Here is a 9500-nt window from a genome sequence, read left to right as displayed (position 1 = left end):
CTCCCCCCGACTTTGTCGTTGTTATTTTTTCACAACCATCAGCTTTCCGGATCTTTTTGCACGCCAAAAAACGGTGTCGTTATCTATTATCGGTGCTATGCCTGCAAGATAGTCCATGCACAGTCGGGCACTACCAGGTTGGCAACAAAAGTCCAAAATGCATAGTGCCCCTCCTTCGTTCCATTCGGAGTTATGGGGGATGAATGATGGTTCGCTGATGAAACGTGCCAATGTATCTTCTCTAAAATAGGCCCAGGTAATATATCCTAAAGGGTTGTCCAGATGATCGAACAGGATCTTGAACTGGTTCTGATTGATGGCTTGTTGAGTCCATAGTTGCAGTGTTTTGACATGATACAAACTGTAATTGCTATTCATCAGCATGCAACTAAGGGCAAAACCTAAGTTTTCATATTGGTTGAATTCACTTCTAGCGTGGCAGTTTTCTTTGACAAAGCTCACTAAATCTCTCCTTAGACTTATTATTGCAACACATTTATCGCCTGGCGCTCGAAGCGCATTTGGTATGTCTGCAATTGTTCGGTGATCTTATCTGTTTCACCGTGCCAACCTGCTATTTCCTGATAGATGGTTTCACGGTTCATAAAGGCACGAGAACCCAGCCTCCTGCTGACAGTATCTTTCATCTCTTTATGCAGTTCAGTACTGCTTTTGCCCTTTGACCGCGATTCGTGGAGATATTTCTCACATAGCTGATGGAAAGTTTGCGAGAATCGCTCCTCCACTGTCGCAGAATTTTGTGTAGAAACGCCGTTTGCGGAAGCGTCGACCAACTGGTGTAGCAGGGTGATAGCCGGATGCGTATTTCCCTGGCCCAGACCTTGCCGCTGGGTGAAGATGCCAGCGGACAAGTCAAATATGTTTTGCAGGCGAGCGCCGAAGGCTATCAAGTCATCGGTAAGTATCAAAGTTTGTAAAAACGTTTTATCAAAACCCGCTATTGCGAGGTTCTCTAGCAAACAAGTCTGCCCATAGGTGAAGTTGAAAGAAGCATTAATACCCTGTTGTGTTGCAGCAAGAAATTCTGGGCCGAATCGGTACTTGGCCAGATAAAAGCCAAGATCCAGTACGCCTTGCAGCAGTAACGGCGCATCCTCGTTCAGCTTTTTGTGCTGAATATAGCTGCGGCCAGCCTCTTGTCGTTCACCGGGAAACACGCTGCGCATGCCGTGAAAATCGAGCAGTCGACCTTGCATATCGCAATTGGATGGCGATGTCATCATCACCAGATGACGGCTGCGACAATAGGCGATCTGGGTAGCAAGACGTTGGGCCAGTTCGCAAAGGCCATATAAGGCCCGTTCTTCTTGCGGCAACGTAAGCCATTGTTCTTCATCTAGCGTCAAAGGGCGCGGTAATAGAGAGGGAACGACCGCGATCAATTTCTCCACTCGGATAGCATCCGCTGGCTGCGAGAGCATTGCTGCATGGGGTTGGTAGTACGGAGCGCGGCAAAAATGGGCGGGGCGAATCACGGGTTCGCGCACCAATAAAGCCCGACGCTCATGCACCGTTGACGACGCCGATGGCGCATTTTTAACGCTGATATTGTCAGCCAGTAATATCGCTTTATTGGGTACAGCACCATATGGAAGCAACTTGGCCATTAAGTTTCCCCATAGCGCTTCTAGCACTGCCCCCGTCAACGTTAGTTCACCATCGACCTGTTTGGACCCTCTACCGACCAATGCATTGGCACCGATGCCTTTAACCTGCCAGCGACCATCGAAACCGCAGCGAGCACCGCCGCCGTTGCGTGAGATAGCTCCTCCGCCGTAGCGTTCGGCATAAAATAATTTTTCATCTGCTAAAAGCGGGGTGCAGGTATCGAAAAGAGAATGCTGTTTATTATCTTTGATAAGATAACTGGCTGCCGTTTTCAGTTCTGCCAATTCATCATCGTCTAAAACATTGCTCCAAAGTAGTTGGGTATCTATCTTTTTTGCCGTAAAGGGAACTAGACACTCATTAAGTGCAGAGAGGCTGATCATTTTAATTTCCTTATTATCATTTTTCCATCATCTGAAAATACACCTAGGCAGCCGTTTCTGTTGAAATTCGACTGCTAATGAAATTGCCGTAGGTGATTATCCTATTGTGCTTGTAATATCGAAAATAAAAGATGTCGGATCATATGAGTTATTACCTTCATAATCATGGAGGAATGATAGTTCAATGCCCGTTAATGCTCTCATGTAGACTCCATCCTTGTGAATGGTGACATACAAAAAAGATGCCATTGTAGAACCATAAATTGCCGATGTTATAAGTCCAATCGCGTATTTAATGACTTTCTTTTGCTGCAATAGTATAAAATATTAAATGCTAATGATAATCATTTATGAAAAAGCTACAGCGATTAAACTGAAAAGTCAATAGATGTTTCCATAATTATTCCCAAGGTCCGCTTGGAAAATTGTATATCCCACCATAAGGGCTTCCGCAGGTAGTTAATGCTGGCTTTTTGTATTGATGAAAGAAGGGGTAATCCTTCTAAATATAATCAGTATCTATAATTGTTGACGATTGGGGTTCTGATGAAAGGAGCAATGGCAATAACATTCCCTCAAGGGTAAATATCACTCCATGAGTGCATGGAATATAGCAAGTCGAATAGCTAGGGGAACTCTCTATCACTTGTTAAGGCGCATGCTACCTGAATTTTTCGCATTTAAAAGTCGCTGAAGTTGTCCAAAGGCTCAGACAGAAACCTGGTTTTTTTGCCTGCAAATGCCACAACACTCCATTTCGCTGTGGCCGTCTTCCACACCCCTGTATTAGGATGACCTGTGGCGAGATGGACCGTAAACTTGCCAATTACCGTCTTTTTCTTCTTTATAATTAATAATAACAACAGGTTAAAATGAAACGTAAAGATGCAGTTCGCCAGGAGCTGGAACGTCTTACCCTTACGCTTAGCCGGGAAACGCTGGAACAAAGTGCTGGCGGTTTCGCCGCGGAAACCATCGCTTTCAACCTGGGATTGGCGCGTAACTCTGTTAGTAAAGATCTCAACGAGTTGCACGGTGATCGGTTGGTCATCAAGATTAAATCCCGTCCCGTGCTGTTTTTGCACAGGGCAGTCTGCGAACAGTTGATTGAGCAGTCGCTGCCAGATGACAGGCTGGAAGCCAAAGACTTGCTGGATCTATTACCCGCCAAAGCCTTGCCGCAGCCAGCCAGTGATGACCCTTTTCATACGGTAATTGGTTATGACCGCAGTCTGCGGCTGTCAGTAGAGAAGGGCAAGGCGGCGGTGCTTTATCCCGGTGGATTGCATGTGTTGCTTACCGGGCCTTCCGGGGTGGGGAAAACCTTCTTTGCCGAGGTGATGCACCAATTCGCCACGGTGCAACAGCCACAGCGCCAAATCCCGTTGGTGTATTTCAACTGTGCCGAGTATGCCCATAACCCGGAGCTGCTTTCGTCCCATCTGTTTGGTCATAAACAGGGCGCGTTTACCGGCGCGATCGAAAGCAAACGTGGCCTGATCGAACAGGCGGACGGTGGCTTTCTGTTGCTCGATGAAGTTCATCGCTTGCCCTACGAAGGGCAAGAGAAACTGTTTTCGATCCTCGATAAAGGTGAATATCGTCCACTGGGTTCAAGCGATAAAGCCCGCCCCATCAGCGTACGGCTGATTTGTGCTACCACCGAAAGCCCAGACTCAACGCTGCTACGCACTTTCCTGCGGCGTATTCAGGTGTCGATTGCCATACCGGCGCTGCGGGAACGCTCGCTGGAGGAACAGGTAGAAATCATTACCGGTTTCTTACAGCTCGAGAGCCGCAAAATTGGCCGTATTATCCGCCTGGATAAGGGATTACTGCTCTATCTGTTGGAGAAGCCACTGAGCGGCAACATCGGCCAACTCAAAAGCGATATCCAATTCCTTTGTGCCCAGGCTTGGGCCAGTGGGATGGGACACAGTAGCCCAAGGTTGCTGCTGGATAAGCGGCTGATGGACGTACCGCACTCAGCCAGCGCAAGCAGCCGCCTGCTGGTGGATGCGCTATTTGGTCAGCAGGAGTATCTGGACATCAGCTCACAGCCTATGGAGCAGCTCAAGCAGCATCTGAGCGCCTTGAGCAGCGAGCAGGACAGCGATCTGTTTTACACCTATCTGACGCGCGAATACGTCAACCTGCGCAACAGCAACGTGCCGCCGCAGGAAACCCTGTCAATCCTGAAGAACAAGCTACGCACCATTTTTGAATATGGGTTGTACAGCCGCAACGGAGGGGAAAGCGAGGAACGCTATTATGGCGGCCAGGTTGAGCAACGCATCACCCTGTTAATCGGCTGCATTGAACAGGTGTTGGGTTTCCCGCTGCCACAGAATATGGCCGGCCATCTGCGTAAACACCTGCTGGCACTGCTTTCCTATGTGCAGAAAGGGCTAATCCCTAACCTGTACTCCTCCAGCCTGATCCTGGATTACTGCAAGGATGAGTACGACAACGCCAACCAGCTATGTCGTAAAATCAATGAAATCTTCCACATCCAGTGCCCGTCGACGGAAATCGTCTACCTGTGCCTGTTTTTGAAGGAGTGCCGTAGTTTCCGCCAGCGCAAGGAGGTTAACCCTGACTGCGGTGCCATGTTGATCGGCCACGGTACTACCACGGCCAGCAGCATGGCGCACTATGTCAATCGGGTGCTGGAATGTGAGTTGTTTACCGCCATCGATATGCCGTTCGAGCAGTCGGTGCATGACACATTGGAATTACTGATCGCGACACTGCGGGAAAAACGCTATCAGCGTTTGATCCTGATTGTGGATATCGGCTCGTTGGTGCACTTTGCCAGCACCGTCAGCAAACTGTTCCATATCGATGTGCTGCTGATCCAGAACATCACCATGGGGGCGTTGCTGGAGATTGGGTTGGATCTGACCTATGAAACCAGTGATTTCGTCCCCTTGATGGAACTGATGGCCAGCAAAGGGATTGCCCACCAGCTTTACGACCAGCGGGAAGATGAGACCGGCAAGGTGTTGGCAATCTCCTGTATCACCGGGATGGGCACGGCGGTGAAGATCAAAAAAGTGCTGGAGGAAAGCTTCGGTGAGCTGATGGCGGAAGATACCCGCATGGTATTGGTGGATTACAACGAAGTGCGCAGCCTAGAGCGGTTGCGTCAGGCGATAGGCGGTAACGAGCGGCTGGTGGGGATCGTGGGCACCTTCCAGCCCGGTTTGCCGGATATCCCGTTTATCGCGTTGGAAGAGCTGTTCTCCGAACAGGGGCCGGAACTGGTGCTCAGCCTGTTAAACCCGGACCTTGGCAGCGCCGAACGCCAACTGCAAGTGGAGCGTTGTTCAATGCGCTTCATCAGCGCGCTGACGCTGGAGAGCATCATCAACCATATTTCCGTGCTCAATCCCCAACGTATTCTGCAAGAGATCGAAGCGGTGTTGCATCAGATTTGCCGCACACTGGATCTACAGCCCTCAAGGCAAGTGACACTTCGCTTCCTGATCCACTGCTGTTGCATGGTGGAGCGTATCGTTTTAAGCCACAAACCGTTACAGATTGCCCTGGATGCTCAGCAGGATATCGACCAGCAGGCGTTTTCTGTCATCAAAGACGCGTTTTCGCCGATTGAACGTGCCTATTCTATCCGCCTGTCTGATGCGGAATATTTTTATATCTACGAGCTCCTCTACCGCTAAACCCCACCCTGGTGGGCCTTGATGGCCCACTATCCACTGACCTCTTCCCGGCGTGCCACAAAGTTGGCACAGGCATTGCTATATCTCTAGGGAGCGGAAATTTTCAATGACTTTCAATAGATTGCCAGGAGGCCATTTTGGCTGCATTACCACAGATTTTACTACTGACCCACGGTGGCTGGGGCCAACAACTGCGCGAAAGCGTCCGCATGGTGATTGGCGAAACCAGTGGGGTGTTCGATATCGCGCTGATGCCGGTCGACACGCTGGCGGAGTTCCATGAGCGCGTTGAACAACAGGTAAAAACCATGCCGGAGGGCTCATTGATCCTCACCGACTTTATCGGCGGCACTACCTCCAACGTGGCGGCACGATTGAGCCGTGACTACGCCATCGGTGTGATTTCCGGCCTGAACGCCACCATGCTGCTGGCCGCCATCGATTTACGCGAACAGGGCAATCTTCTCAACCATCTCGATGAGTTGGTTGAACTGGGGCGCAACAGCTGCCTCGATGTAGTTAAACAAATTAAATCAATAACATCAGGGGAAAAATAATCATGGCCAACATCGTTTTATGTCGCATTGACAGCCGTTTGATCCACGGCCAGGTCGTCACCAAGTGGGTTGGGCAGTCACAAGCCAACCGTATCGCGGTAGTGAGTGATGAGCTGGAAGCCGATCCGTTTATGAAAAGCATCTATCTGATGGCCGCTCCGCCGAATGTGAAAGTGGATTGCTATAGCAACCAGAGCTTTGCGGCTGCTTGGCGGGAGAACCAACTGGGAGAGGGCAACGTATTGGTGCTGTTCCCGAACCTGGCTACGGTGCAACAAGCGGTGGTTGACGGGTTTGACGTCAAAAATATTCAGGTAGGTGGCCTGGGTGGTGGGCCGAACCGTAAAGCGGTATTCCAGAACATTACGCTGGATGAGGCTGATGTGACGATCCTGCGCGATCTGCAGCAACGCGGCGTGACGGTATTTTTCCAGACCATCCCGGAAGACAAGCCGCAGGCACTGGCAGATATTTTGAAGAAGTTCTGATATTCGGCATCTGATCGATTAGGAGCAATAACATGGATAACTTGACCGTTGCCATCTGTATGGGGCTGTATTACTGGTTTGCCCGCCTGCGCTTGGGCTACACCCTCTCGGGGATGTTGGTTCAACCCATCGCCATCGCGGTCTTCGTCGGCTTCCTGCTTGGAGACATGAAAACGGCGATGATTATCGGTGCCGGGATGCAGTTGGTGTATCTGGGCGTCACCTCTACGCCGGGCGGGAACGTCCCTTCAGATCCGGCGCTGGCGGCCTGTATCGCGCTGCCGATTGCCGTGAAAGCGGGAATGGATCCCAATCTGGCGATCGCGTTGGCAATCCCGTTTGGGGTGATCGGCGTGTTCGTTGACCAGTTACGCCGTACCGTGAACGCCGTCTGGGTGCATATGGCCGATAAGCACGCGGAAGAGGCCAATATCAGCGGGATCATGCGCTGTGCCTTCCTGTATCCGGCACTGCTTGGCCTGGTGATCCGCTTCCCGGTGGTGTTTGCCGCCAACTATTTCGGCCAGGGCGTGGTCGAGAAATTCCTGGCGCTGATGCCACACTGGCTGACCCACTCGTTCGAAATCATGGGCGGCATCCTGCCAGCGCTGGGCTTTGCGATCACCATCATGGTGATCGGCAAGAAAAGCCTGCTGCCTTACTTTATTGCCGGATTCTTCGCGGTGTTGTATCTCAAGGTCGACATCATGGCGATGGCCATCTTCGGTACCTGTGCGGCATTCTTGGTTAAAAACATGGCCAAAGGTGAAGGAGCCTGATCATGATCAGCGATATCATGCAACACGAGCTGGTAGAAAGAGCACGGCAAACCAACGTGCTGACCAAGCGGGACATCACCAAGGCCTGGTTTATTTACTGGCTGGGAGCCGAAGTCTCCAACTCTTACGAGCGTTTACAGAGCCTGATTTTCTGCGCCTCAATGACGCCGATTATCAAAAAGCTCTATCCGCAGAAAGAAGAGCAGGTTGAGGCGCTGAAACGCCACCTGAACTTCTTCAACAGCGAACAGACTTTCGGGGCGGTGATCCAGGGCGTAGCCATTGCCATGGAGGAGCAGAAGACCCGTGGCGAGCCGATTTCCGATTCGTCCATCACCGGGATTAAAACCGGCCTGATGGGGCCGCTGGCCGGGATTGGTGACTCGGTGGTCTGGGCGGCGATCATGCCGCTGTTGATCGCCATCTTCATACCCTTCGCGGCTAACGGCAGCGCCATGGGCGGCATCATGCCGGTGGTGTTGTATACCGTGATCACCATGGCGATCAGCTACGGCTTGGCCCACAAAGGTTACACGCTGGGAAGGGAGTCAATCATCGGGCTGTTGCAAGGGGGCAAGATAAAAGAGCTGATCTACGGGGCCAACGTGCTCGGGCTGATCATGATGGGGGCGCTGTCTGCCAGCTACGTCAAGATCACCTCGCCGCTGAAAATCAGCGCGTTGGAAGGCTCCGAAGTGGTGGTGCAACAGATCCTGGACTCCATCGCCCCCGGCCTGTTGCCGCTGGCTGCGGTGTTTTCAATCTACTTCTATCTGGTCAAAAAAGGGCCGCGCTATACCACCATTCTGCTTTCGGTGGTGGTACTGAGCGTGGTGTGTTCCCTGCTAGGCATTTTGTAACGGAGCAACGATGAATATTTATCAACGGCTCGGGCTGAAACGGGTGATCAATGCCAGCGGCAAGATGACCATCCTTGGTGTTTCTTCGGTGCCGAAAGACGTGATGACGGCCACGGCCGAGGCGGCGTCAGCCTTTGTGGAGATTGATGCGCTGGTGGATCGCGTTGGCGAACTCATCTCTCAGCATACCGGTGCGCAAGACAGTTATGTGACCTCCTGCGCTTCCGCCGGGGTGGCTATTGCGGTCGCGGCAGCCATCACCCAAGGGGAGCCGGAGCGGGTGGCGCAGATGCCGTGCAGTGAAGGTTTGGCGAATGAAATCGTCATGCTGCGTGGCCACAATATTGACTACGGCGCGCCGATCACCACCGCTATCCGGCTAGGAGGAGGTAAGGTGGTAGAGGTGGGGCAAAGCAATCTGGCTGCCCGCTGGCAACTGGCAAAAGCCATCACGGCGCAGACGGCGGCACTGTTTTACGTCAAGTCGCATCACTGTGTGCAAAAGGGCATGGTTGCGCTGAGCGATTTTGTCGCCGTGGCCCGTGATGCCGGGTTGCCGCTGATTGTTGATGCGGCCGCAGAGGAAGATTTGCGGGCTTATGTGGCAGCCGGGGCCAACATGGTGGTGTATAGCGGAGCTAAAGCGTTGGATGCACCGACCTCTGGTTTTGTTACCGGCGACCGGCAATGGATCGCCTGTTGCAAAGCTCAGCATAACGGCATTGCGCGAGCGATGAAGATCGGTAAAGAGAACATGGTGGGGCTGGTGATGGCGTTGGATCATTATCAGCAGCATCAGCCGGACTGGAGCCGCCAATTACCCGCGCTGCGCGAATTGGCACAGCAGATATCCGCGTTGCCCGGCCTACAGGCGGAGATCGAACAGGATGAAGCCGGGCGAGCGATTTATCGGGTGCGGGTAAGCGTGGACGCCTCCAGATCAGGATTAACCGCCTATCAGGTGGAAGAGCAACTGCGCACTGGCGAGGTGGCGATTTACACCCGTCATTACTGGCTGAATCAAGGCATCTTCAGCTTCGATCCACGGGCGCTGCGCGACGACGATTTTGCATTGATTGTGGCGCGGCTGACGGAAATTGTGCAACAAGCCAGGGGATAAC

Annotated in this window: 8 protein-coding genes; 6 read left to right on the top strand and 2 right to left on the bottom strand. The window is 52.1% G+C overall.

Going from position 1 to position 9500, the window contains the following annotated elements; genetic code table 11:
- Nucleotides 1-21: 21 nt before the first annotated feature.
- Complete coding sequence (locus tag ACKWMY_RS06405) at nt 22-462, bottom strand: toxin-activating lysine-acyltransferase (RefSeq protein ID WP_308870437.1); 441 nt, start codon at nt 460-462, stop codon at nt 22-24.
- 20 nt (nt 463-482) lie between these two features.
- Complete coding sequence (locus ACKWMY_RS06400; RefSeq protein ID WP_308870436.1) at nt 483-2012, bottom strand: hypothetical protein; 1530 nt, start codon at nt 2010-2012, stop codon at nt 483-485.
- An 872-nt stretch (nt 2013-2884) separates the two neighbouring features.
- Here ACKWMY_RS06400 and dagR point away from each other — a divergent pair.
- From dagR to dgaE, 6 genes are all read left to right on the top strand, one after another.
- Nucleotides 2885-5695 carry a transcriptional regulator DagR gene (gene dagR, locus ACKWMY_RS06395; RefSeq protein ID WP_074028725.1) on the top strand — a complete coding sequence of 937 codons (2811 nt, stop codon included), beginning with the start codon at nt 2885-2887 and terminating at the stop codon, nt 5693-5695.
- A gap of 137 nt (nt 5696-5832) precedes the next feature.
- Nucleotides 5833-6252, top strand: coding sequence for a PTS sugar transporter subunit IIA (locus ACKWMY_RS06390; RefSeq protein ID WP_409486048.1), 420 nt, complete (start codon nt 5833-5835; stop codon nt 6250-6252).
- A 2-nt stretch (nt 6253-6254) separates the two neighbouring features.
- Nucleotides 6255-6740: a PTS system mannose/fructose/N-acetylgalactosamine-transporter subunit IIB gene (locus ACKWMY_RS06385; protein ID WP_024528742.1), complete on the top strand. Its 486-nt coding sequence runs from the start codon at nt 6255-6257 to the stop codon at nt 6738-6740.
- A gap of 32 nt (nt 6741-6772) precedes the next feature.
- Complete coding sequence (locus tag ACKWMY_RS06380) at nt 6773-7519, top strand: PTS mannose/fructose/sorbose/N-acetylgalactosamine transporter subunit IIC (RefSeq protein WP_021806649.1); 747 nt, start codon at nt 6773-6775, stop codon at nt 7517-7519.
- Nucleotides 7519-8379 carry a PTS system mannose/fructose/sorbose family transporter subunit IID gene (locus ACKWMY_RS06375; RefSeq protein ID WP_409486093.1) on the top strand — a complete coding sequence of 287 codons (861 nt, stop codon included), beginning with the start codon at nt 7519-7521 and terminating at the stop codon, nt 8377-8379. Before ACKWMY_RS06380 ends, ACKWMY_RS06375 begins: the two co-directional genes overlap by 1 nt.
- A 10-nt stretch (nt 8380-8389) precedes the next feature.
- Nucleotides 8390-9499 carry a D-glucosaminate-6-phosphate ammonia lyase gene (gene dgaE / locus ACKWMY_RS06370; RefSeq protein WP_409486047.1) on the top strand — a complete coding sequence of 370 codons (1110 nt, stop codon included), beginning with the start codon at nt 8390-8392 and terminating at the stop codon, nt 9497-9499.
- The last annotated feature ends 1 nt before the right edge of the window (nt 9500 follow it).

The sequence above is a fragment of the Serratia sp. J2 genome, assembly GCF_046269175.1.
GTDB lineage: Bacteria > Pseudomonadota > Gammaproteobacteria > Enterobacterales > Enterobacteriaceae > Chania > Chania fonticola_C.
This window is presented reverse-complemented; position numbering and strand designations above follow the sequence as displayed.

Coding starts and splice junctions, on each gene's coding strand:
- ACKWMY_RS06400 (WP_308870436.1), bottom strand. CDS start 2,012: ATGATCAGCCTCTCTGCACTTAATGAGTGTCTAGTTCCCTTTACGGCA.
- dagR (WP_074028725.1), top strand. CDS start 2,885: ATGAAACGTAAAGATGCAGTTCGCCAGGAGCTGGAACGTCTTACCCTT.
- ACKWMY_RS06385 (WP_024528742.1), top strand. CDS start 6,255: ATGGCCAACATCGTTTTATGTCGCATTGACAGCCGTTTGATCCACGGC.
- ACKWMY_RS06380 (WP_021806649.1), top strand. CDS start 6,773: ATGGATAACTTGACCGTTGCCATCTGTATGGGGCTGTATTACTGGTTT.
- dgaE (WP_409486047.1), top strand. CDS start 8,390: ATGAATATTTATCAACGGCTCGGGCTGAAACGGGTGATCAATGCCAGC.